Below are 22,723 nucleotides of genomic sequence, written 5' to 3' on the forward strand. Positions count from 1 at the left end.
TAAAGATATCTAAAATAAAACCAGGCTAATAGAAATCAATAGGCTGGTTTATACTTTACCAATTATCTTAATTTCCCCCAAAGATGTTTTCTAATACTTCCATAAAAATACCGCCGATTAAACTAATGGGCGGTATTCTATATAAGCTATAAACTCAAATTAATTATTAAGTATTTTGATATTCTGTTTCTGCTTCATTAAAACGTTGCTGATTTTCAGCACTTGGCGCTTTCCCCATCAAACTTACCGCAATAATGGCGATAGAGGCAAAAATAAAGCCAGGAATAATTTCATATAGACCAAACCATTTAAACTGCATCCACACTAATACCGTTAATGCGCCAATTACCATACCAGCAAATGCACCATTACGAGTCATTCGTTTCCATGTTACTGAAATCAAAATAACCGGACCAAATGCAGCACCAAAGCCAGCCCACGCATTACTTACTAAATCGAGAACTTTATTTTCAGGGTCTCGTGCTAGAAATATTGCGATAATAGCCACTAATAACACCATTCCACGGCCGACCCAAACCAGTTCTTTTTGACTCGCATTTTTACGAATAAAAGGTTTATACAAATCTTCGGTTAATGCGCTTGCACACACTAAAAGTTGACAACTCAGTGTGCTCATTACTGCAGCTAATATTGCCGAAAGTAATACACCTGCCACCCACGGATTAAATAGCAATGAAGCTAATTCCATAAAGATACGTTCATTTTTAGCCATCACTGGGCCAGCTTGTGCTGAGTTTAGCTCAAAATAAGCAATACCAAAAAATCCTACTGCAACAGTACCTCCTAAACAGAGGATCATCCATGTCATACCAATACGACGCGCTTTACGGATCGTTTGATTTGAATCAGCGGCCATAAAACGAGCTAAAATATGTGGTTGTCCAAAATAGCCTAATCCCCAAGCTAATAAAGAAATAATGGCGATAAAATCAAGACCTTTAAACATATCAAGATAAGAAGGATCTTTAGCTTTAATGATCTCAATAGAAGTATCTATTCCACCAATGGAGAAAATAACAATAATAGGTGTAAGAATAAGCGCAAAAATCATTAAAGTTGCCTGAACAGTATCAGTCCAACTAACCGCAAGAAAACCACCAAGAAAGGTATAAGCAATTGTCGCTAATGCGCCATAAATCATGGCTTCATGATAGGGAATATGGAAAGTTGACTCAAATAACATACCACCAGCAACAACACCTGAAGCACAATAAATAGTAAAGAAAACCAAAATAACTAATGCTGAAATAATACGTAACATTTTACTTTTATCGTCAAAACGTGAAGTAAGATAATCAGGTAACGTTAAAGCATTATTATTTTTTTCTGTTTGCAAGCGTAATCGACCAGCAACCAAACGCCAATTTAACCATGCACCAAGGCATAATCCTATCGCAATCCAGCTTTCTGAGATCCCGGCAAAAAAAACGACACCGGGTAATCCCATTAACAGCCAGCCACTCATATCCGAAGCCCCTGCAGAAAGAGCAGTTACCACACTCCCTAAACGGCGACCTCCAAGAATATAGTCATCAAAGTTTTTTGTTGATCGATATGCAAGATAGCCGATAAAAAGCATACCTAAGATATAGATCGTAAATGTAATTAGCATTGGCGAATTTAAAGCCATAATTGCAGTTCTCCATCAATCTGTTTACGATCAATTGATATGCTTTCACTGGGTACAGGAACGTTGCACTTAGTTGCACACAAATGACCTTATCAGTTTTTAATTAAAATAATTTCTTACAGAAACAAATAAACCATTCACACCAATCCTAGAATAAATCTGATGGTTTTAACAAGATGTTAACCTTTAAATGTTTAATTTTTGTATGTAACTTCACACTATTCGTCTGGATTAGAACAAATGAAGAAACTCTCCTCTAAAACCACTAGAATATAATCAATTGAAATATAAATATTATTTATTTTTTCTGTTATTATTATATTTTCCATCTAAAATAAAACCTGACTATTTTCACATTATTTATAAAAATATTGTTAACAATGTTGCACAAAGTTGCAACATGAATGATATTAATAAAAATAACTGGTAACTGTGCCATGTTGGATAAGATGTACGATATGAGGAGCACTGCATGAGTAGCACAACAATGGGTGTCAGGCTTGATGAAGAAACCCGTAATCGATTAAAAAATGCGGCACAAAAATTAGATAGAACATCACATTGGTTAATTAAACAGGCAATTTTTAATTATCTTGAACAAATTGATAATAATCAGCTGGTATTAACAGATTCAGTGCTCGCAGCACAAGATATTGATGAAAACACTGATATTCCAGCAATGTATTATCAACCATTCTTAGAATTTGCTGAACATATTCATCCTCAATCAGTTTTACGCTCAGCAATTACTTCTGCTTATCGCACACCAGAAACACAAGCAGTTCCTATGTTATTACAACAAGCAACACTGCCTGAGAATCAAGCACAAGCAACCCATAAACTGGCTTATTCCATTGCAGAAAAACTACGAAAACAAAAAAATGGTATTGGTCGTTCGGGACTAGTTCAAGGATTGCTACAAGAGTTTTCGCTCTCTTCTCAAGAAGGGGTGGCTTTAATGTGTCTGGCTGAAGCTTTATTGCGTATTCCAGATAAAGCAACTCGAGATGCGCTTATTCGTGACAAAATTAGCCATGGAAATTGGCGTTCACATGTAGGCCAAAGCCAATCTATGTTTGTTAATGCTGCAACTTGGGGATTACTTTTTACTGGAAAATTAGTTTCAACACATAACGAGGAAAAACTATCTAATTCACTCAATCGTATTTTAACTAAAAGTGGTGAGCCGCTTGTCCGCAAAGGCGTTGATATGGCAATGCGCTTGATGGGTGAGCAATTTGTTACCGGAGAAACAATTTCTCAGGCTCTTGCTAATGCGCGTAAATTAGAAGAAAAAGGATTTAGTTATTCTTATGACATGTTAGGTGAAGCTGCTTTAACTGAAAAAGATGCCCAAGATTATTTAGTCTCTTACCAACAAGCAATTCACGCAATTGGTAAAGCCTCTAATGGTAGAGGTATTTATGAAGGCCCGGGAATTTCCATTAAACTATCAGCATTACATCCTCGTTATAGCCGTGCGCAATATGAACGTGTTATGTCTGAACTTTACCCTCGCCTGCTTTCTTTAACACTGCAAGCTAAACAATATGATATCGGCATAAATATTGATGCCGAAGAAGCCGATAGATTAGAAATCTCTCTCGATTTATTAGAAAAACTCTGTTTTGAGCCAGAATTAGCCGGTTGGAATGGTATTGGTTTTGTTATTCAGGCCTACCAAAAACGTTGTCCATTAGTCATTGATTATGTAATTGATTTAGCACAACGTAGCCGTCGTCGGTTAATGGTTCGCTTAGTTAAAGGCGCATATTGGGATAGTGAAATTAAACGCGCTCAAATTGACGGGCTTGAAGATTATCCTGTATATACCCGCAAAGTGTATACCGACGTTTCTTATCTTGCTTGCGCAAAGAAATTACTGTCTTCACCTAATTTTATTTATCCTCAGTTTGCAACACATAATGCGCATACTCTTTCTGCGATCTACCATTTAGCTGGACAAAACTATTATCCGGGTCAATATGAATTTCAATGTTTACATGGTATGGGCGAACCTCTCTATGCTCAGGTTGTAGGTAAAATAGCTGAAGGTAAATTAGGTCGCCCTTGCCGTATTTATGCCCCCGTTGGTACTCATGAAACGTTATTAGCTTATTTAGTGCGTCGTTTATTAGAAAATGGAGCTAATACTTCATTTGTTAACCGTATTGCTGATACCACAATTTCGTTAGATGAACTGGTCGCCGACCCTGTTAAAGAAGTCAATAAAATGGCTCAAACAGAAGGTCACGTTGGACTTTCTCACCCTCGAATTCCACTGCCTGATAAGCTTTATGGTGATGAGCGTAAAAATTCTCAAGGTCTTGATATGTCGAATGAACATCGTTTGGCATCTCTCTCTAGTGCCTTGTTAACGTCAGCAACAGAAAAAATGCACTGTGAGCCAATACTTGGTGGTGAATTTAGTCAACCAGAAACATCATTAATATCTCAATCAGTACTAAACCCAGCAAATCATGCCGATATTGTAGGAACTGTCCGCGAAGCAACACAAGCTGAAGCTGATTTTGCCTTAACGATAGCTCAAGAAAATGGTGAGATTTGGTTTGCAACACCACCAGCAGAACGCGCTGCGTTTTTAATTCGCGCGGCTCAGTTAATGGAACAGCAAATGGGTCCATTAATGGGGATCCTCGTTCGAGAAGCTGGCAAAACGTATAACAATGCGATAGCTGAAGTACGAGAAGCAATAGATTTTCTCTATTATTATGCCGCTCAGGTTGAAAAAGACTTTGATAACAATACCCATCGGCCTTTAGGGCCAGTGGTTTGTATTAGCCCTTGGAATTTCCCATTAGCAATATTCAGTGGACAAATTGCTGCGGCATTAGCGGCAGGAAATACCGTATTAGCCAAACCTGCTGAGCAAACTCCTCTAATTGCTGCTAAAGCAATTGCATTATTTCATCAAGCAGGTATTCCTCACGCTGCATTACAATTATTACCAGGGCAAGGCGAAACGATTGGCGCACACTTAGTTGCTGATGACCGTGTTCGTGGTGTGATGTTTACTGGCTCCACCGCTGTTGCTCATATTTTACAAAAAACACTAGCGGGTAGATTAGATAGTGAAGGTCGTCCAGTTCCTTTAATAGCCGAAACTGGCGGCTTAAATGCCATGATTGTTGATTCTTCAGCACTCACTGAGCAAGTAGTAACCGATGTAATGGCCTCCGCTTACGATAGTGCGGGTCAACGCTGCTCAGCATTACGTATTTTATGTATTCAAGAAGAAGTTGCTGATCACACAATTGAAATGCTTAAAGGTGCGATGGCTCAAGCAAATATTGGCGACCCAAGTCTTTTATCAACCGACATTGGTCCAGTTATTGATAAAGAAGCAAAAATAGGTATTGACCGCCATATCCAAGCGATGCGTACTGAAGGGCGTTCTGTTTATCAAGCGACTCATAATAGTTTGCCGAAACATATCGAGAACAATAGTACTTTTGTTCAACCGACTTTAATTGAGTTAGATAAAGTCAGTTCACTGAAAAAAGAGATCTTTGGTCCTGTTTTACATGTTGTTCGCTACGCAAGCCAAGATTTGCCTACTTTATTAAATGAGATTAATGCCACAGGTTATGGTTTAACTATGGGCGTTCATACTCGTATTGATGAAACTATTGCGTATATTGCTACTCATGCAAAAGTAGGAAACTTATATGTAAACCGAAATATGGTAGGTGCTGTGGTAGGTGTTCAGCCTTTTGGTGGTGAAGGATTATCAGGTACGGGGCCTAAAGCGGGTGGGCCTGCTTATTTATATCGCTTATTATCTAAACGCCCTGAAAATGCGACAACACAAACCTTATCGCGCCAAGATGCTTATCTCCCTCTTGATACTTCAATGCGTAATAGTTTGTTGCAAACCTATCATAACTTTATGGCATGGTTAGTGAACAAAGTTGAAAAAACGCATTATGCTGCATTAGAAGATTACGCTGCTGCCTCTCAGACAGGCACATTGCGTGTATTACCAGGTCCGACTGGTGAACGTAATACTTATCAGTTAGTTCCTTGTGGCAATGTACTTTGCATTGCAGATAACGAAAAAGATGGCTTTAGCCAAATAGCAGGAGTATTAGCTTCAGGCTGTCATGCCATTGTGGTTAACAGTGCATTCTCGCAAAAAACATATCGTGAATTACCGGATGACGTTAGGAAATCTATCACTCTTACTGATAAATGGGATGATGATTCAGTTAAAATTAACGCCGTTATTTATCATGGTGATTGCGATCAACTTAAAGAAATTTGTCAAAAAATAGCGCAACGTAAAGGTGCTATCATTTCAGTACAAGGATTCGCTAGAGATGAGACAAATTTATTGTTAGAACGTTTATTACACGAGCGAGCCCTCAGCATTAATACGGCTGCAGCTGGCGGTAATGCAAGCTTAATGACAATTAGCTAGTTAACAAATTCTCTTTCTCTCCTTAAATTTTAGACCACCTTTAACGTTATTTTTTATTAAAGGTGGTTTTTTTATTATCTATTTCTGGTTCTATTGACAAAAAATACCGCTATTTAATGAAAGGTTGTGATAGCACTCACCTTTTAACTATTTATGGTTAGTGTCTCTTAATTCCGATAAATATACTTAATCAAATATCAACATCAAGATTGATATAAATACGTCATTATGAATACTTGTATTATTTGCGCTCCATCGGGGCGCATTTTTATTTATTAAATTAATAATAATAAAGATCTAGTGAAAAATTTAGAATAAAAAGAAATAGATAAAACGGATAAAAAAGGAAAGCAGGAAAATAAGTAATAAAAAAGGAGTAGGCAATGCTACTCCTTTTCAGGTCTCTCTTGATAGTGATTAGTGGCTACTTAACGATGGAGGCTCTTGGCACCAATCGAGATATTGCTCATACTTACGCAACGCAATGTTGTAGTTACTAAATGCAGAGGGAGTGAGCTTTTTACTCAAGTCTGACTGAATTTTCTCTGTCGTAAACTCTTGACGAGGAAAATTAGTTGAAGTCAGTAATTCATCAAGACGACGTAAACGCACCACATACTCACGAACAGTACTGTGGCTCATTTCCGTTTGCTCGAATAGATACTGTTTAAAAGCCATAATGTCAAAGTAATCAGTTTCACTATTACAGTAAATCTCACTACAAAAACGGCACAGCGCAGAAAATTTCTCTTGCAGAGAGTCCCACGTTTCATCATCAATTAAATCAGTCATTTCAGAAATGGCTTCTTTATTAATAACTTGGCGATTGAATACGAGCGAAATACGATCAAGCGCCTTATGGCAATGTAAACAATGGGTCTGGCTGTGTTTATAGTCTTTAATATAACGGCTTAGAGGCCGTTTCTTTTGTGTTGAAACAGACATAAGAGATAAAGCCCTGTGTTGTAGTCTTAATAAACAAAAACAAAAATAAGCAAAACTTCTATTTCTCTGGGTTTAAGCGTGCTCGCAGCCTTTTAATTGCTTGGCTGTGTAGCTGGCTTACGCGGGATTCCCCGACATTAAGCACTGCGCCTATTTCTTTCAAATTAAGTTCTTCCTGATAATACAGAGTAAGAACCATTTTTTCCCTTTCGGGAAGCAATTCTATCGCGTCTATGACTCTTTGGCGAATATCACTTTCTAATAACATCTGTAATGGATTGTCATCATGATCTTCGTCTTGAGACGGTTCACAGCTTTCACCGTAAATTTCATGCCATTCGTCATAAGAGAACAATTGGCTGTTATTCGTATCCAATAGGATCTGCCGGTATTCTGCTAACTCAATCTGCAAATGATCAGCAACTTCCTGTTCTAATGGTGGTCGTCCTAGATCCTGCTCTAGTTGATGAATTGAATGTGTTACTTCTCTGGCATTTCGGCGCACACTGCGTGGCGCCCAGTCGCGGCTGCGTAGCTCATCTAACATTGAGCCACGAATACGTTGAACAGCATAAGTGGTAAATGCAGCACCCTGCATTGAGTCATAACGCTCAACGGCGTTTAATAACCCTATTCCACCCGCTTGCAAGAGATCATCCAATTCCACACTCGCAGGTAACTTGACCTGTAATCGTAATGCTTCATGGCGAACCAAGGGGACATATCGCTCCCAGAGGCTATTTTTGTCCATCACGCCTTCGGCGGTATACAAATCACTCACAACAAAAGACACCTTTGGATAAAAGACCGGAAACCATTATCCGGCGAAATAGATTCAGCAATCGGTTGAACAGTGAAGCAAAAGCGCCTCTTTTTCACCTATGCCAAATTTTCAGAGAAAATCGGGTTTTCATTGATAAATTAATTTGTCATTGCATTACGAGAACTACTTTACCCTAAAACATTAGTGACTAATCCTTAGAAAAACCGTTAATTAAATTGATACTTTCTCTCATTAAAAGAAATCAGCTCATAGAAATTGCATTCTGTTCATAAAAAAATAACATATAAATCATATAATTTTATTTTGTGAGATTTAACATTCTTAATATTGCTTTCAACCACGCCAAGATAATTGATTAAAAAACCTATCTAATCGATGATAAAACACCCACTACATCTTCTATAGTGAGTGTTTAAGAGATCAAATAAAGAAACAACTTATTTTGAATTAACGAAGGAGCGATAATACGTTTTGAGACATTTGATTTGCTTGTGCTAATACCGCAGAGCCGGCTTGTTGTAGAATTTGGCCTTTGCTCATATTAGACACTTCAGTTGCATAATCCGCATCTTGAATACGACTATTGGCAGCCGTTAAGTTAGTCACGGTATTATTTAAGTTATTAACAGTGGATTCTAAACGGTTTTGTACCGCACCCATTGAACTACGCAGGCCATCGACTTGCGCAAGGGCGTTATCTAAGGCATTGAGTGGCATTTCATTTACCATATCTACATTTGCGGCTGCAGTTGTAGTTGCTTCCACTTTGGCTGGCGCACCAGTCGTACCAGGAGTCACTTTGGCATCAAAATAGCCTTCTACACCTTTACCATCAACCGTGTGAACAATCAGTTTAGATTTATCATCTTTACCATCAGCACCTTTTGCATAATAAATATCATAACTTTTAATCGTGCCTGCTTTCACATCGCTATCTAACTTTTGAGTATCAAGTTTTTGTATCTCTTTTTTTGCAGGAGTACTTGAACCAACAGTCACCTCAACTTCAGTTGCTTTGGAGCCGATTTGACTTTTTGCTGATAAATCTAACTTATCAATACCCAGTGTGGTTGAATCCATTTTTTTCAAATTAACACTGATTTGTTCTTTATCCAGCGCACCCACTTGCAAATTTAATTGGCTATCTTCGCTTAAGACTTTTACGCCATTAAATTGGGTTTGTTCTGATATACGATTAATTTCTGCGGTACGTTGATTAATCTCTTCTTGAATAGATTTAATATCTGACTCAGAGTTAGAACCGTTTTTTGCTTGCACGGTTAATTCACGCACACGCAAAAGGTTATTATTAATTTCGTTTAATGCCCCTTCTGTAGTTTGTGAAATAGAAATACCATCATTCGCATTACGTGCGGCTTGAGTTAAACCTTGAATATTTGCAGTAAAGCGGTTTGATATTGCTTGGCCTGCAGCGTCATCTTTGGCGCTATTAATACGCAAGCCAGAAGATAAACGTTGAATTGCTGTTCCTAATTTGCTTTGGGAGCGATTTAAATTATTTTGAGTAACTAATGACAGAACATTAGTATTAATAACTTGTGCCATAAATATTCCTATATTAGCTATCATCTAGCTAAAATTTAATTAATCCTATTAATTAAACTCCTAAATACCCAATCAAATACTTTATTTAAAGATAAGTAGTAATTTTGTATTTAAAAATAAATTAATAGGCAAAATAAGATTTAATTAGTCTTATTATCTTAATAACGATAATACGTTTTGAGACATTTGATTTGCTTGTGCTAATACCGCTGAGCCGGCTTGTTGTAGAATTTGGCCTTTGCTCATATTAGACACTTCAGTTGCATAGTCCGCATCTTGAATACGGCTATTTGCCGCTGTTAAGTTAGTCACGGTATTATTTAAGTTGTTAACAGTGGACTCTAAACGATTTTGTACCGCACCCATTGAGCTACGCAGGCCATCGACTTGCGCAAGGGCGTTATCTAATGTCGCTAATGGTTTTTCATTCGCTGCATCGACAGTCATAGCCGTACCTGTTGCGGCTACTGTGACCGTCGCACCTGCTGTAGCACCGGTTACTGCAGGGAGACTAAAATAGTCATCCTTACCGTTTTTATCAACGCTATGAACGACCAAGATAGATTTATCATCTTTACCATTAGCATCTACACCATAAGAAATATCGTAGCTTTTCCAATTATTATTGGTAACTTCTTTATCCAAATCCGTTGTATCTAATTTTTGCATCTCTTTTGTTGCAGTAGTACCTGAACCAACAGTTACCTCAACTTCAGTTGCTTTAGAACCGACTTGGCTTTTTACTGATAGATCTAATTTATCAATACCCAATGTGGTTGCATCCGTTTTTTTCAAATCAACACTGATTTGTTCTTTATCCAGCGCACCCACTTGCAAATTTAATTGGCTATCTTCGCTTAAGACTTTTACGCCATTAAATTGGGTTTGTTCTGATATACGATTAATTTCTGCGGTACGTTGATTAATCTCTTCTTGAATAGATTTAATATCTGACTCAGAGTTAGAACCGTTTTTTGCTTGCACGGTTAATTCACGCACACGCAAAAGGTTATTATTAATTTCGTTTAATGCCCCTTCTGTAGTTTGTGAAATAGAAATACCGTCATTCGCATTACGTGCGGCCTGAGTTAAACCTTGAATATTTGCAGTAAAACGATTTGATATTGCTTGTCCTGCAGCGTCATCTTTGGCGCTATTAATACGCAAGCCAGAAGATAAACGTTGAATTGCAGTTCCTAATTTGCTTTGGGAGCGATTTAAATTATTTTGAGTAACTAATGACAGAACATTAGTATTAATAACTTGTGCCATACGATATTCCTTTGACTTGATTTTAAAATGCTTTTAATGAATAGGTTGGTTACTACGTCTCTGTAATAACCTTGCCTAAACACTATCGTCATCAATCCTGAAGGTTTTACGATTTTTGGCGTCACTAAAATAGCAAAAAAAGCCAGTCAGTTAATTTGTAAGGAATAATTTATTGCAGAAAAAAGAAAAATAGATTGGAAGAAAAAATAAAACTAAAAAAAGTAGAGTTAAATATAAAAATAAAACAAAAAAAGGCCCTCTTACGAGGACCTTTTAAATATAGAAAGGTATCTTTTGTGTCAGGGTACGAATTAACGTAACAGAGACAGAACTGTTTGTGGTACTTGGTTTGCTTGAGCAAGTACTGAAGTACCCGCTTGTTGCAGAATTTGACCACGGCTCATGTTAGAAACTTCTGTTGCATAGTCAGCATCTAAGATACGGCTACGTGCAGCAGATAAGTTGTTAACAGTGTTGTTCAGGTTGTTGATAGTTGATTCAAAACGGTTTTGAATCGCACCTAAAGAAGAACGCATACCGTCAACAGTGTTGATTGCTTCGTCTAACGTTTTCAGTTGAGCTTCAGCTTTAGCTTCTGATTTAGTTACGTCATCAGCAGTTGCAACTTTAACTTCGCTACCAACAGTGAATTTGATTTCTTTAGCATCAGTATCTGTTGCTGGGTTAGTTACTTTCATATCTGCTTTAAAAGTAACAGTTTGTTTTACACCATCAGCATCTTCAAGTTTAGCAGTGATATAATGTTGACCATTTTTATCAACACTTGCGCTATCAACTGTTACAGTTTGTGATTTACCACCGTAATTAGTTGTAATTTCACCTAAGTCAGCAGCAACCGCACCAACACCAGCTTCAGCTGGAGCTAATTGCACAGCAGTTTTAGCAGTTAAATCAGCAGCTTTAACACCACCAAATGCTTCTGCGCCAACTTCTAATTCGTCAACTTTCAGTGTTTTGCTGTCAACTTTTTTCAGGTCAAATTCAATTTTTTCTTTGTCGTTAGTACCAACGTGAACGGTCATTTTTTCTTTTTCGCCGCTCAGTACTTTAACGCCGTTGAATTGAGTTTGTTCAGAAATACGGTCGATTTCTTTTAAACGCTCACCAACTTCTTCTTGGATTGATTTGATATCTGATTCTGAGTTAGAACCGTTTTTAGCTTGAACTGTTAACTCACGGATACGTTGTAAGTTGTTGTTGATTTCGTTCAGTGCACCTTCAGTAGTTTGAGCGATAGAGATACCATCGTTCGCATTACGTGCTGCTTGAGTTAAACCATTTACGTTTGAAGTGAAACGGTTAGCAATCGCTTGACCTGCTGCATCGTCTTTAGCGCTGTTGATACGTAGACCAGAAGACAGACGCTCGATTGCACTTCCTAAAGCTCCCTGAGATTTATTCAGGTTGTTTTGAGTTACCAGAGATAGATAGTTGGTATTAATGACTTGTGCCATAGCTAGATTCCTTTAAAATCAAGTCGATAAAATAAAAGTTTGCCTATTCATTTACGGTGTCAATCACCGGCAACAAGTTTATCGGCACCCCAAATATAACCTTTAACTTTTCCTACAAAAATTTCTGCGATTTTTTATAGAATTGATATCAAGTTAATGATAAATAACGAAATTAATTTATTATTTTTTTATTAAATTTTTATCACTTTTCACCTAATGTCGTTTTACTTCGCCCCAAATTGCGCTTTGGTTACCAATAGCAATAAATGGCTTCTATATGGCAGCCTGTTTAACTCATCAAAAAAACCAAATAGACGTAAACTTTTCGCCGATTCTACCGATAACGTTTTTTGAGGATTATTTTACGAACACAGAAAGGAGACCAGTATGGCTGGTATTGCTTCACTAGGCGTGGGCTCAGGGATGCCTCTAAGCCAAACATTGGCACAATTAGAGGCGGCGGAAAATAAACGTCTCGAACCCCTTGATAAACAGATGAAAAGTTACGAAGCGCAAATTACTGCTTACGGTAAAATTCGCGGACAACTTGATAAATTACAAAAAGCTTCAGAAGATCTAAAAAAATTCGACAAAATTACGGCTACGAAAGTTGAAGATGAGTTTGACGCATTTAAAGTAACAACAGACGGTAAAGCCAGTATTGGTAACTACACCGTATCTGTGAAAGAACTTGCTCATGCGCAAACATTAAAATCGATTCCAGTAAATAATGTTAAAAGCCCTATAGGCAAAACATTAGGTGAAGGTAATACCCGTACTGTAGTTATTACTCAACCTGGTGAAAAAGAACCATTACGTATTGAATTAACAGATAAACAAACTTCAATGATTGAATTGCGTGATGCAATCAATAAAAAAGAAGGGAATGTTTCTGCATCTATTGTTAAAGCTGATGATGGTGTTAACCACTTGATTTTGACCTCTCGTAAAGAGGGAACAGACTCAATGATGACCATTAAAGTTGAAGGTGATGATGAATTAAATAGATTTTTATCTAATTCACCCGATCCTGATGGCGCTAAACATACACAAGGTATGAAACAAATCGTTGCTGCAAATAATGCAAAGCTAACGATTAATGGTATCGATATTGAACGTCAGACCAATGAGATTAAAGATGCCCCTGAAGGTATCGTCTTAAATCTGAAAAAAACCACTGACAACAATAAAGACAACGTAGATAAGCCTGAAATTGTCAGCGTCGCTCGTGATATTGAGCCGATGAAAAAGGCAATAAAAGCCTGGACTGAAGCTTATAACGAGCTAAGCAAAACTTATAAAGATCTCACCAAATATACCCAAGTTGAAAAAGGTGAAGATTCAGCTAAAGATAACGGTGTTTTATTAGGTGATAGCACCAGCCGTATGATTATGTCTGAGCTAAAAAGCTTTATTACTCGCTCTCAATCAACATCAGATATGGATACCCTGAATAAAATGGGTATTAAATTCAAAGTTGATGGCACTTTAGAGATTGATAATAAAAAACTCGATGATGCGTTAAAAGAGAAACCGGCTAACGTAAAAGAGTTTTTTATGGGTGATGGTAAAGAGACCGGCTTTGGTACTCAAACTTATAATTTCCTGAAGAAAACACTGCAATCTACAGATGGCACCCTAGATATTGCCACTGATGGTGTAAAAAAACGGAAAAAAACGTTAGATAAACAAATTAAAAATACTGAGCGCAATATCGCGGCCACCATGGAACGTTATAAAAACCAATTCCAGCAACTTGATAAAATGGTTAACTCCATGACTAATTCAAGTGCTTCTATTGGTCGTTTATTAGGTTAATTTTTTTAAAGTAGGACATTATGTATCAACAATCAGCCAGTAAAATGTATGCTCAAATCGACGTTGAAAGCGAGATTTTAAACGCTTCTCCTTACCAGCTGATCCAGATCCTATTTAATGGGGCGCTTAGCGCCCTTCGCCGTGCTTTAATATTAATGGAACAAGGAAATATTGCCGCTAAAGGCGAAAATATTTCTAAAGCCATTAATATTATTGGCAACGGATTAAAACAAGGTCTGGATAAGGAAAAAGGCGGTGAGCTTGCAGAAAATCTGGAGCTTCTTTATGACTATATGGTTAGTCAGTTGCTAGATGCTAACTTAAAAAATAATCCCGAAAAAATTCATGAAGTCATCAAGCTCTTAACAGAACTCTCTGATGCTTGGCAACAAATCGGCACGCAGATTAATTCTTATTAAATTAGAGTGGACAAGAATATGGATATTATGGCGGCTTACGAGCATGTCCTGAAATTAAGTGAGCAGATGTTATCGCTTGCGAAGGATCATCAGTGGGATAAGCTGATTGAAATGGAAATGGACTACCTAAAAAATGTGGAAGCTATCACTAAGATGATAAAACCCGCAGATGGTGAACTAAGTTTACAACAACGACTTACTGATATATTAAAGAAAATCTTAGCAAACGAAAACGAGACGCGAAATTTATTACGGGCAAGGTTAGATGAGCTCGGTGTGTTAATTAGACAGACTGAACAAGAGCAGAGGGTACAAAATAGCTATGGTCAGTTTACAGAGCATAGTTATTATCCTGACCTTAATCTCAAATAACGTTCCTCTGCGCCAAAAGCCGGTTTACTAGCTAATGGCGTCTTTTTATCTAAGCAATTAGAGACTTTTATTCAGCTAAATTTGTTATCGGTAACGTACTCTTTTCTGGTTTATCTGTAAGTTATTTTATTTATTAGACTGCATTAATACCATATCGATATGAGGAATATCATCTTCAAGATAACTTTCTGAGTCGATAACAAAACCATGAGATTGATAAAAATCGACTAAATAAGTTTGAGCCATTATTTTTACACTATTGGTTTTAAACTGTTTAAAAGATGCTGAAATGGCTTCTTTTAATAATTGATGAGCAACGCCACCACCACGATACTCTTTAGCAACAAGCACCCGCCCTATTGATGCCTGTGGAAATACCATACCTTGAGGCAATAAACGCGCATAAGCGATTAACTGTGAAGTTATCGTATCATTAGCAAATAGATGTAATGATTGTTGATCAATACCATCCAAATCTTGATAAGCACATTGCTGTTCACAAATAAAAACCTGATTTCTTAAGGCTAAGATAGCATACAGTTCATCTGAAGTTAGCTGTGAAAATGTTTTTAAAACCCAATTCATAAGTTCTTTATTCCCTGTTTGGTATAATAAAAAAAGTAAAACAGCATAGTAATGCCAGCATTTATTAGCTGTTTATAACAGATTTAAACGCATTACATTAACATTTATTGGATTAGCTATTGGTTTAACCATTTGAAATGATACAGCAACGTAATAACAGACTCCCCACGAGCCTTTTTATATCAAGATTATCTCAGTTTCTAGTGACTTATCACAAATATAACACCAAATTATTTTCAAATCCGTTCAAGCCCTTTCCAGGCTCTATTTTTTACTTTAGTCACTAAAATTGCTGGATTTAATGCAATTTTTTCAGCAATAGAAAAAGCAAGCTCTATCACTTCTCTATGATTTTGTGTTTCAGTTTGATAATTAAATTCAGCCAGTGGAAGAATATATTTACCTTTCAGTCCATAAATCTCTTTTTTAAACCCTTCTTTAAGCATTCTTTGAGTTAACAATGCATAATCTGCATTTTCAGTATCAGAAAGCTCAACTCTAACAGTAAATTCAGGCATAGTATTCTCCTACAATAAGCCTATGTCCATAAGATCCTGTTAGCTCTCGTTACTCAATATAGTAAATTGATAACTATTTTCATAGTCTAATAATGTGATAAATAGTGTGATTTTCAATTTATCATTAAGTTTATCGCTTATTTTTATACTGAATGCCCTTATACAAAATCGCCTACTAAATAAAATAGCAGGCGATGGTTTTAATTAAGTTTATTTACACAGAATTAAAAATATTTTTATCTATTATTTAATTACATCATAAAGATGATTATCTGATAAGTAATCTGCAGTTAATCCATTAAACGGTGTAAATTGAGCCCCTACAATTTCAGGGAAGGCTTTACCCTGTTTGCCTAATGAAACTTTGCGTTCGTCGTTACCTGTACTTTCATAAATAGAATAGGTTTTACGGCGCATTGCGGTGTATTTATCTAGGTTATGGTGAATATCAAGATGGTATTCTTTAATTTGTTCATTAGTTAATGCAAGCTTATTCGCTAAATCACATCCCCAACGCGTTAAGCAGACCTCTGCAAAATGACGTACTAATAAACCCGGAGCATATAAGCCATTTTCACTATTAGCGCCATCTAAAGAAGCATTACCCACTAACGTAGCATGACGCCCTGAAATAGGGAAAATATGCATTTTAGTTTCAGATTCAATTGTTGGAATAACACAAGTAAAGCCTTTGGAGCGCTCATCTTTTGCATAAAATCCGACATATTCTTTAACATTTTTACCCAAAGTTACTTTTTCAGGTTGGAAATTTAATGGGCCAGGTACTGGGTCTATAGCAAAGATATTCACTGGAATATTTTTTAATTGTGGATCTGTCAGCATCGCATTTGCCAACATATGGCAGGTAATACCCCCACGACTCCAGCCAACTAAGTTTACTTGGGTAGGAATGATGCCATCTTTACGAAAAGTACGGATAATTTGTTGTTGAAGTTGCTGCTGAGTTATATGGCGGTCGCCATAATCATATTTACGCCACAAAAAAGAACCGGTGACTTTAACATCTTCAATAGGAATACCAGCTTTTTTTAGTTGGTTATATTGTTCTTCTGTTAATTTCTCACGTTGCCAGTCGAAATTTCCTTTCATCAAACAAAGTGCGTGTTGAACATTTTCTTCCCAACCATTACCAAATAAAGAGCCTTTCAGATCAGAATAATTAGGACTTTCAATCCATAAGTCATCTTCTTGTAGATTGCCACTTCCTGGACCATCCACAATAAACCATTGTGCAAACTCACGATCTTGATTATTTTGTGCTAATGTAGCCACTAATTCGCCATGCCAAAAGGTAGGATTATTGCTATCAAATGAATTTGAGCCTGTACCACATAAATAAACGGTTAATACTGTCATAATTTAATATCCTTTTAATTGTCACTAAAAAATCACTATTCTGATTTTTATTTCCATGTTTGAGCTATTCCTTAGCCCAGACAAACATTAGCCTTTCACCTTTTTTTATTCAATTGCAAAAAATGAACTAACACAGCTCAGATCACAAAATCAAATTTTATTTAATTGCTCAATAAATAAAAAATGCAATAAAATCAATTTTTTATTTAAATCTTCTTAACTAATTCTATTTAGCTAAATAAATTCACTTGTTTATTTTATTGGGCGTTATTGGTGTTACGATTTAATAAAAAAAATCCCACTAAAGTGGGATCTTTTTATTAGGATAATTATTAGAGACGATTAAAAGCAACTACACGTACTGCAGGAATATCAGCTTGAGCTCCGTCAGCCACTTCCTGACATGCTTTTTCTAACGCAATATGAGGTGAGATGCCACTCTCAGTTTCTACTATTTTATGTCCGGCGTAGGTATCACCATTTCTGGAACGCACTTTATACGCAATAAACCAATATTCCATATCATCACCGTTTACGTTATTAATCATAGAATTACCATAACGGTTTATTTCCCTCTTTAATGTGACAATAATCAACTATCTTCGGTTTAATAAAATTTTTTAAATAGTAAAAAACAATAATGGTAGCTCTAACACATTTCAGACTGAATAAGTGCTTTTATTTTAACCGCTTTTTCAAAGTGATCTAATTTATGCGTCATTATCCACCAATTTGCTGCTTCCATCAGTAATTCTGGTTTGTCATTTTTATTAGCAAAAAAGGCATAAAATGATAATCCGACATTTTCACCTTTTATCGCTATTTTATCGTCACAAACTTGAATAATTTTTTCCTGTAGTCTTTTGTTCATATATTGTTCTTTTTTTATTTTTACTGTTTTTATTTAATAACTTTATTTAATAACTTCCCGCTAATACGAATCTAGAATAGTTTATTATTTTTCTCATTTTCTGATGATTGATGATATAACACACTATCTTGAGGCGCATTTTCTCTTTCATTAAATCCATAATCCCGAATAACGCTAGCAACACGTAAGCGATAATGCTGTAAAATAGAATGCCGCCCTCTGGCTTGAGCCATACGATGTAATTCAGTATTACGCCATTGCATAATCGCATTTTCACTTTGCCAAAATGAGAGTGAAAGTAATTTATCGTTATCACTTAAACTTTGAAAACGTTCAATTGAAATAAAACCATCTATATTAACTAATATTTTTTTTAAATCTTGAGCTAAGGTTAAATAATTTTGCTGTTGTTCTTCGTTCGTTTTTAATTCAAAAATAACTGCGATCATGATGATAATTCCTGTTTTAAGTAAAATAATGGAATTTGTGCATTAGTCGATGTTTTCCATCTATAGTGTGTAAAATAATCTTTATTGTATTTTTGTTGCAAAATAAACTTAACAGCACTACATCCCATCGCTCTAGCAATATGTTCACCAGGGCAGCGATGCTTGCCATAACCAAAGGGTAAAGCACCGTCACGTGTTAACAAAGGTATTGCTATTTCATCTACTGAGTTATTTTGAGACTTAAAACGTTTAGTCTGTTTTATCGGAACTATTTCATTCAATACTTTTTCAATCAAAGATGAAATAGTTTGCTCAGTTCCTTTTTGAGTTTCAATTAGTGTTAATCCAATAAGTGCTGTGGTGCTATCGCTAATTTGAAAAAATAGCCCCATTAAATTACTTATAAGTAATGATTTATCTACAATTTTATGTTGCTGTGCATATTGAGAAAACAGTACAAAAAGTTCACCATTTTGCTGTTCAATCTGAGAGTAAAGACGTTCAGCACTTTCTATTTGAGCCGATATTTCATGGGGTTTAATATGTAAAGAAAGAACTGTACAAGAAAAATGGTGAGCATCATAAGCGAGTTGTTGCCATTGCTCTGGTTTATAACCTAATAATGTTCCTAATACATAAACAGGCAATGTTGCTAAAAAAGTGTTTAATCCCTCAGCAGTTATTGTTTTCGGCAAATTTTGTTTAGCTACATTTTGTGTTATGTTAAAAATAGCGTCATAAGTATAACTATTTAAAGCTTGAGTTAGTGCTTGCTTTACTGGCTCTCTCTTTTCATCATCTCGCATTCTGATTAGCTTTGAAAATATATCACCTAATAAGCTATGTTGGATAATTTTAGGTACAGGAGTCTCTTCAGGTCGTACCCGATAATTATTATGATTTAAGTATTTTTTTAATTTATTTAATGAAGAGGTGTTTAAAGGACATTTTGACATTTTTTTTCCTTATTTTTCTGGATGAAAATAAGGATAGTTAAAAATAAAATCGATACTTCGTTATACAACGAAATGTTATTGATGCAGGCAAATAAAATATCACTAATAGCCCTTTCTTGTCCTATCACCATTTCAATAAGATGATCAGCTCAATATTTATTAGCAAAATCAATCGATTTTATAGGTAACAATCTACTATAAACCATGAAATCTATTCCAAAGCAAAATTAGTATCCATGCAGCAATCACCCAGCATAAAACTGCGGCGCTTAGTGCAGTAAATAATTTGACATAATTAAGCATAAAATAGAGCGAAACTAAATACACCATATAAGGCACAACTGCCCACATGCTAAAAATAATTGTTGTACGCAAAGCTTCTATTGAACGTTCTGATCCGACAATATAGTGAGCAATAAGTGCAAAAGTAGGAAAAAGCGGAACAAGCCCGGCAATATAGTAATTGCGAGTTTTGGATAAAACCGCAATAAGCACAACCACGAATGCACCAATTAACGCTTTAGCAAGTAATCCCATTAGTTTAGTCTATCGATAGAAAAAATTGAGGTACCAATATACAAGATCAAAATGTAATCTGAGTCAATTATATTTTGTCAGGATTGAGTTTTAACTTCACACAAAACACTGTATAAATAGGCAAAAAAGTAAAATAAAATAGTAATAAGCAAATAATAAAAAAGAGAAAATAAAAAAATGAAAATACTTTATGATAAATTAATAAAAAAAGAAAAAATACTTCACTCAGAAACTAATCGAAAAAATGCAGATATCGTGGTTAATCTTTTACATGACGACTTTATTGAAATTTGTCGCTCTGGTGTAAGTGTAAATAAAATGGAAACCATAAATAGCCTAACATTAGAAAACTGTAGAATAAATATTTACTCTGAAAATTATCACTGTTCATATTTAAATAATGATACAGTGCTATTAACTTATATCAGTTATCAATTAGAAAACAAGAAGAAAATAAAAATCACTTATCGTTCTTCAATATGGATAAAAAATAAAGAACATCATTGGCAATTAAGATTTCATCAGGGAACAGCCAAAAATGATACATAATAAAAAAATACTAAAAAAAAGTATTATAAATATAGCAATAGCTATCTACGTTAAAATTAACTATACAAAAACAATAATATTAAAATGTAACGCGATTATAAGTTATTAATAAATGTTATTTCTTTGATTTTATTTCTTTGATTTTATTTATCAATTTTTCACTCGTAATAATACTTGAGCTAGCATTAACCTTATTCATATTTTCATTATTTAGACTATAATCAGCAATTACACGCATTCCTTTTAAATTTTGCATAGCATAAGCAAGAGCAAGCAATGTCTTTTTGTTGCACGATTCTTTTTTCGCTGAATCTGCTTGTAGAAGATAATTAATCAAACCTTGATGGCTACCTTTCGGCCCATATCTTATTAATGGGTATACACAATGGTATGCTGCATAATAAGCCCTAGATATTGCATTTCTATAACCCACTTCATCATCTCTATTTATACAGTCTTTAGCAAAAGAAAGTATATCAATATAAGTTACAGCCACGTTAAACCTTCCTTTAATTTAGACACATCATCAACACCATTAATAAATATACTAAAGTTTTTACCTAAAAATTCTTTATGCTCGGCTAACTCAGATGCTAACTGTAAATTCATTTCAGATAATATATCTGCATCATCGCATTCTGCGGTCATAATAAATATATTAGATTCTTCATTATGCACAGAAGCATTGGTATAATTAACCCCCACAATTTTAACTTGATGATTATCAAGAATTGAAATAGCCATACTAACCAACTTCATTAATTCATCTTCATTTAATCCAGATAAGAAGCAATATTTTAATAATGCTGACTTGGTTCTTTCAAAATCATTTTTATATTTATCTGCTTTTTCTTTATTAGACAACTTGCTTATTTTATTTAAATAATGTTCAGCCAGTTTTAAATTAGCTGTATAAACACTTGCTTGATAAGCTAATAGAGTAAAACTTACTGATTCATACTCATCAGCAAAACGATATAGCAATTTTAAATATTTTTTATTCGATGAACGCTGATTTATAACTGCCAAATAGTTCCTAGCATAATCTACATTATTAAACTGAAGAGATAATTCGAAAAAATTAATAGCTTGTTCTATATTATTATATAAACTATAAGCTAACGCTTTAAGGTAGTTTTTTTCTAACCCTATACTATATTTATTTATTTCTCTAATAAACTGTATAAATTCAAAATCAGTACATACGTTTTCATGTACTATTTGATCTTGAAGCAAATTTAATAATTCTTCTGATTTATGAATTGGCTGCATATATATATCTCTTTTAATCTCGGCATGGTGTGCTGCAAACACTCTGCTATATTAAAATATTTCGATATCATTAACAATCTAGGAGAATTAAATTTTCGGCTTTTACCGCAAAATAAAAAAATAGAGCTTAATAACTATATTTTTATTTATAATATAGTTATTAATGTAATTATTAATAAAGTGTTTTTTATTAACTTAGATTTTTTATTGAAAATCTTAGGATGTAACATACAAGAATATAATATTATTTATATTTAAATAATATTTAGATGTAACAAATCCCACCCCAAATGGCATCAATTAATCCGTAACGCTGCCTCTACATACAAAACACAAAATGGGACACCCATTTTCAAAAATAGCGCAAATAGGATGGTTTATTGCATATTTAATAATAATCAATAAATTGTATCATAACAATAAATGAAACTGAGCCAATGTCCCCTATGTGCCCACTTAATATTAATAAAAAATAAAATCATTAATATCAAATGGTTCAAAACTAAACCTGCATAGACATAATTTCTTGATATGCCGCAACCAGTTTATTACGAACTTGCACACCCATTTGTAATGAAATGCTGGATTTTTGCATATCAACCATAACGTCGTTTAATTCAACGCCAGGAGTTCCTAAGGTAAACGCTTGTACTTTGTTGGCCGCATTAACTCGAGTTTCATTAATTTTACCTACAGCTTGAACAAGCTGACTGGCGAATCCCGCCTGTACTGGCTGGGGTTTAGCAATATTGGATGCTTGTAAACTCTGGATTTGCATTTTATCCAGAACACTTTCAATAGCTGGAATTGACATATAAACCTCTGCGTTAATCATCTAATTCAATTACTGAATCAATGTCATAGTA

At 35.1% G+C, this 22,723-nt stretch carries 22 protein-coding genes; 5 read left to right on the forward strand and 17 right to left on the reverse strand.

Annotation, left to right across the window (positions count from 1 at the left end):
• Window positions 1–166: 166 nt before the first annotated feature.
• Window positions 167–1,651 carry a sodium/proline symporter PutP gene (putP, locus tag PH4a_RS17720; protein WP_129041667.1) on the reverse strand — a complete coding sequence of 495 codons (1,485 nt, stop codon included), beginning with the start codon at window positions 1,649–1,651 and terminating at the stop codon, window positions 167–169.
• Window positions 1,652–2,123: 472 nt separating this feature from the next.
• On the opposite strand from putP, the gene putA reads away from it, so the two are divergent.
• Window positions 2,124–6,092 (forward strand): trifunctional transcriptional regulator/proline dehydrogenase/L-glutamate gamma-semialdehyde dehydrogenase, encoded by a 3,969-nt coding sequence (gene putA, locus PH4a_RS17725; RefSeq protein ID WP_129041669.1) that lies wholly within the window; start codon window positions 2,124–2,126, stop codon window positions 6,090–6,092.
• A 417-nt stretch (window positions 6,093–6,509) separates the two neighbouring features.
• On the opposite strand, the gene fliZ is transcribed toward putA, so the two are convergent.
• The 5 genes from fliZ to PH4a_RS17750 form a co-directional block, all read right to left on the reverse strand.
• Window positions 6,510–7,037 carry a flagella biosynthesis regulatory protein FliZ gene (gene fliZ / locus PH4a_RS17730; RefSeq protein ID WP_064720291.1) on the reverse strand — a complete coding sequence of 176 codons (528 nt, stop codon included), beginning with the start codon at window positions 7,035–7,037 and terminating at the stop codon, window positions 6,510–6,512.
• A 58-nt stretch (window positions 7,038–7,095) separates the two neighbouring features.
• Complete coding sequence (locus PH4a_RS17735) at window positions 7,096–7,818, reverse strand: RNA polymerase sigma factor FliA (RefSeq protein ID WP_036912728.1); 723 nt, start codon at window positions 7,816–7,818, stop codon at window positions 7,096–7,098.
• A 450-nt stretch (window positions 7,819–8,268) separates the two neighbouring features.
• Window positions 8,269–9,387, reverse strand: coding sequence for a FliC/FljB family flagellin (locus PH4a_RS17740; protein ID WP_129041671.1), 1,119 nt, complete (start codon window positions 9,385–9,387; stop codon window positions 8,269–8,271).
• A gap of 153 nt (window positions 9,388–9,540) precedes the next feature.
• Window positions 9,541–10,659 carry a FliC/FljB family flagellin gene (locus tag PH4a_RS17745; protein WP_129041674.1) on the reverse strand — a complete coding sequence of 373 codons (1,119 nt, stop codon included), beginning with the start codon at window positions 10,657–10,659 and terminating at the stop codon, window positions 9,541–9,543.
• Between the two features lie 311 nt (window positions 10,660–10,970).
• Entirely contained in the window at window positions 10,971–12,134 is a 1,164-nt protein-coding gene (locus tag PH4a_RS17750; protein ID WP_129041676.1) for a FliC/FljB family flagellin, read from the reverse strand.
• A 387-nt stretch (window positions 12,135–12,521) separates the two neighbouring features.
• Here PH4a_RS17750 and fliD point away from each other — a divergent pair, with 387 nt between their 5' ends.
• From fliD to fliT, 3 genes are read left to right on the forward strand one after another with little or no spacing between them, the layout of a single operon-like run.
• The gene (fliD, locus tag PH4a_RS17755) at window positions 12,522–13,952 is read left to right on the forward strand and encodes a flagellar filament capping protein FliD (protein ID WP_129041678.1); all 1,431 of its coding nucleotides are present in this window, start codon (window positions 12,522–12,524) and stop codon (window positions 13,950–13,952) included.
• 20 nt (window positions 13,953–13,972) lie between these two features.
• A complete protein-coding gene (fliS, locus tag PH4a_RS17760) occupies window positions 13,973–14,371 on the forward strand; it encodes a flagellar export chaperone FliS (protein WP_064720336.1) in 399 nt (132 codons plus the stop codon).
• 18 nt (window positions 14,372–14,389) lie between these two features.
• Entirely contained in the window at window positions 14,390–14,743 is a 354-nt protein-coding gene (gene fliT, locus PH4a_RS17765) for a flagellar protein FliT (protein ID WP_129041680.1), read from the forward strand.
• 126 nt (window positions 14,744–14,869) lie between these two features.
• Here fliT and PH4a_RS17770 read toward each other — a convergent pair whose 3' ends face one another.
• From PH4a_RS17770 to PH4a_RS17805, 8 genes are all read right to left on the reverse strand, one after another.
• Window positions 14,870–15,328, reverse strand: a complete 459-nt coding sequence (locus tag PH4a_RS17770) for a GNAT family N-acetyltransferase (RefSeq protein ID WP_129041682.1) — start codon at window positions 15,326–15,328, stop codon at window positions 14,870–14,872.
• A gap of 236 nt (window positions 15,329–15,564) precedes the next feature.
• Complete coding sequence (locus tag PH4a_RS17775; protein ID WP_129041684.1) at window positions 15,565–15,846, reverse strand: DUF2622 domain-containing protein; 282 nt, start codon at window positions 15,844–15,846, stop codon at window positions 15,565–15,567.
• A 243-nt stretch (window positions 15,847–16,089) separates the two neighbouring features.
• Window positions 16,090–17,223, reverse strand: coding sequence for a hypothetical protein (locus PH4a_RS17780; protein WP_129041686.1), 1,134 nt, complete (start codon window positions 17,221–17,223; stop codon window positions 16,090–16,092).
• Between the two features lie 332 nt (window positions 17,224–17,555).
• Entirely contained in the window at window positions 17,556–17,771 is a 216-nt protein-coding gene (locus PH4a_RS17785; protein WP_064720341.1) for a hypothetical protein, read from the reverse strand.
• A gap of 101 nt (window positions 17,772–17,872) precedes the next feature.
• The gene (locus tag PH4a_RS17790; RefSeq protein WP_129041688.1) at window positions 17,873–18,094 is read right to left on the reverse strand and encodes a DUF6500 family protein; all 222 of its coding nucleotides are present in this window, start codon (window positions 18,092–18,094) and stop codon (window positions 17,873–17,875) included.
• 71 nt (window positions 18,095–18,165) lie between these two features.
• Window positions 18,166–18,543, reverse strand: a complete 378-nt coding sequence (locus PH4a_RS17795) for an antibiotic biosynthesis monooxygenase family protein (RefSeq protein WP_129041690.1) — start codon at window positions 18,541–18,543, stop codon at window positions 18,166–18,168.
• The gene (locus PH4a_RS17800) at window positions 18,540–19,499 is read right to left on the reverse strand and encodes a cytochrome P450 family protein (RefSeq protein ID WP_129041692.1); all 960 of its coding nucleotides are present in this window, start codon (window positions 19,497–19,499) and stop codon (window positions 18,540–18,542) included. The genes PH4a_RS17795 and PH4a_RS17800 overlap by 4 nt, the downstream gene beginning before the upstream one ends.
• Before the next feature lie 195 nt (window positions 19,500–19,694).
• On the reverse strand, window positions 19,695–20,036 hold the full coding sequence (locus tag PH4a_RS17805; protein WP_129041694.1) for a GlpM family protein: 342 nt from the start codon (window positions 20,034–20,036) through the stop codon (window positions 19,695–19,697).
• Window positions 20,037–20,213: 177 nt separating this feature from the next.
• Here PH4a_RS17805 and PH4a_RS17810 point away from each other — a divergent pair, with 177 nt between their 5' ends.
• On the forward strand, window positions 20,214–20,585 hold the full coding sequence (locus tag PH4a_RS17810; protein ID WP_129041697.1) for a nuclear transport factor 2 family protein: 372 nt from the start codon (window positions 20,214–20,216) through the stop codon (window positions 20,583–20,585).
• A gap of 115 nt (window positions 20,586–20,700) precedes the next feature.
• Here PH4a_RS17810 and PH4a_RS17815 read toward each other — a convergent pair whose 3' ends face one another.
• From PH4a_RS17815 to fliE, 3 genes are all read right to left on the reverse strand, one after another.
• Window positions 20,701–21,081, reverse strand: coding sequence for a HEPN domain-containing protein (locus PH4a_RS17815; protein WP_129041699.1), 381 nt, complete (start codon window positions 21,079–21,081; stop codon window positions 20,701–20,703).
• The gene (locus tag PH4a_RS17820; protein ID WP_129041702.1) at window positions 21,072–21,857 is read right to left on the reverse strand and encodes a hypothetical protein; all 786 of its coding nucleotides are present in this window, start codon (window positions 21,855–21,857) and stop codon (window positions 21,072–21,074) included. Before PH4a_RS17820 ends, PH4a_RS17815 begins: the two co-directional genes overlap by 10 nt.
• Window positions 21,858–22,359: 502 nt before the next feature.
• Window positions 22,360–22,671, reverse strand: coding sequence for a flagellar hook-basal body complex protein FliE (gene fliE, locus PH4a_RS17825; RefSeq protein WP_064720349.1), 312 nt, complete (start codon window positions 22,669–22,671; stop codon window positions 22,360–22,362).
• Window positions 22,672–22,723: the final 52 nt, after the last annotated feature.

It is taken from the genome of Proteus hauseri (genome assembly GCF_004116975.1).
Lineage (GTDB): Bacteria > Pseudomonadota > Gammaproteobacteria > Enterobacterales > Enterobacteriaceae > Proteus > Proteus hauseri.

Coding starts and splice junctions, on each gene's coding strand:
- putP (WP_129041667.1), bottom strand. CDS start 1,651: ATGGCTTTAAATTCGCCAATGCTAATTACATTTACGATCTATATCTTA.
- putA (WP_129041669.1), top strand. CDS start 2,124: ATGAGTAGCACAACAATGGGTGTCAGGCTTGATGAAGAAACCCGTAAT.
- fliZ (WP_064720291.1), bottom strand. CDS start 7,037: ATGTCTGTTTCAACACAAAAGAAACGGCCTCTAAGCCGTTATATTAAA.
- PH4a_RS17740 (WP_129041671.1), bottom strand. CDS start 9,387: ATGGCACAAGTTATTAATACTAATGTTCTGTCATTAGTTACTCAAAAT.
- PH4a_RS17745 (WP_129041674.1), bottom strand. CDS start 10,659: ATGGCACAAGTTATTAATACTAATGTTCTGTCATTAGTTACTCAAAAT.
- PH4a_RS17750 (WP_129041676.1), bottom strand. CDS start 12,134: ATGGCACAAGTCATTAATACCAACTATCTATCTCTGGTAACTCAAAAC.
- fliD (WP_129041678.1), top strand. CDS start 12,522: ATGGCTGGTATTGCTTCACTAGGCGTGGGCTCAGGGATGCCTCTAAGC.
- fliS (WP_064720336.1), top strand. CDS start 13,973: ATGTATCAACAATCAGCCAGTAAAATGTATGCTCAAATCGACGTTGAA.
- fliT (WP_129041680.1), top strand. CDS start 14,390: ATGGATATTATGGCGGCTTACGAGCATGTCCTGAAATTAAGTGAGCAG.
- PH4a_RS17770 (WP_129041682.1), bottom strand. CDS start 15,328: ATGAATTGGGTTTTAAAAACATTTTCACAGCTAACTTCAGATGAACTG.
- PH4a_RS17775 (WP_129041684.1), bottom strand. CDS start 15,846: ATGCCTGAATTTACTGTTAGAGTTGAGCTTTCTGATACTGAAAATGCA.
- PH4a_RS17780 (WP_129041686.1), bottom strand. CDS start 17,223: ATGACAGTATTAACCGTTTATTTATGTGGTACAGGCTCAAATTCATTT.
- PH4a_RS17785 (WP_064720341.1), bottom strand. CDS start 17,771: ATGATTAATAACGTAAACGGTGATGATATGGAATATTGGTTTATTGCG.
- PH4a_RS17790 (WP_129041688.1), bottom strand. CDS start 18,094: ATGAACAAAAGACTACAGGAAAAAATTATTCAAGTTTGTGACGATAAA.
- PH4a_RS17795 (WP_129041690.1), bottom strand. CDS start 18,543: ATGATCGCAGTTATTTTTGAATTAAAAACGAACGAAGAACAACAGCAA.
- PH4a_RS17800 (WP_129041692.1), bottom strand. CDS start 19,499: ATGTCAAAATGTCCTTTAAACACCTCTTCATTAAATAAATTAAAAAAA.
- PH4a_RS17805 (WP_129041694.1), bottom strand. CDS start 20,036: ATGGGATTACTTGCTAAAGCGTTAATTGGTGCATTCGTGGTTGTGCTT.
- PH4a_RS17810 (WP_129041697.1), top strand. CDS start 20,214: ATGAAAATACTTTATGATAAATTAATAAAAAAAGAAAAAATACTTCAC.
- PH4a_RS17820 (WP_129041702.1), bottom strand. CDS start 21,857: ATGCAGCCAATTCATAAATCAGAAGAATTATTAAATTTGCTTCAAGAT.
- fliE (WP_064720349.1), bottom strand. CDS start 22,671: ATGTCAATTCCAGCTATTGAAAGTGTTCTGGATAAAATGCAAATCCAG.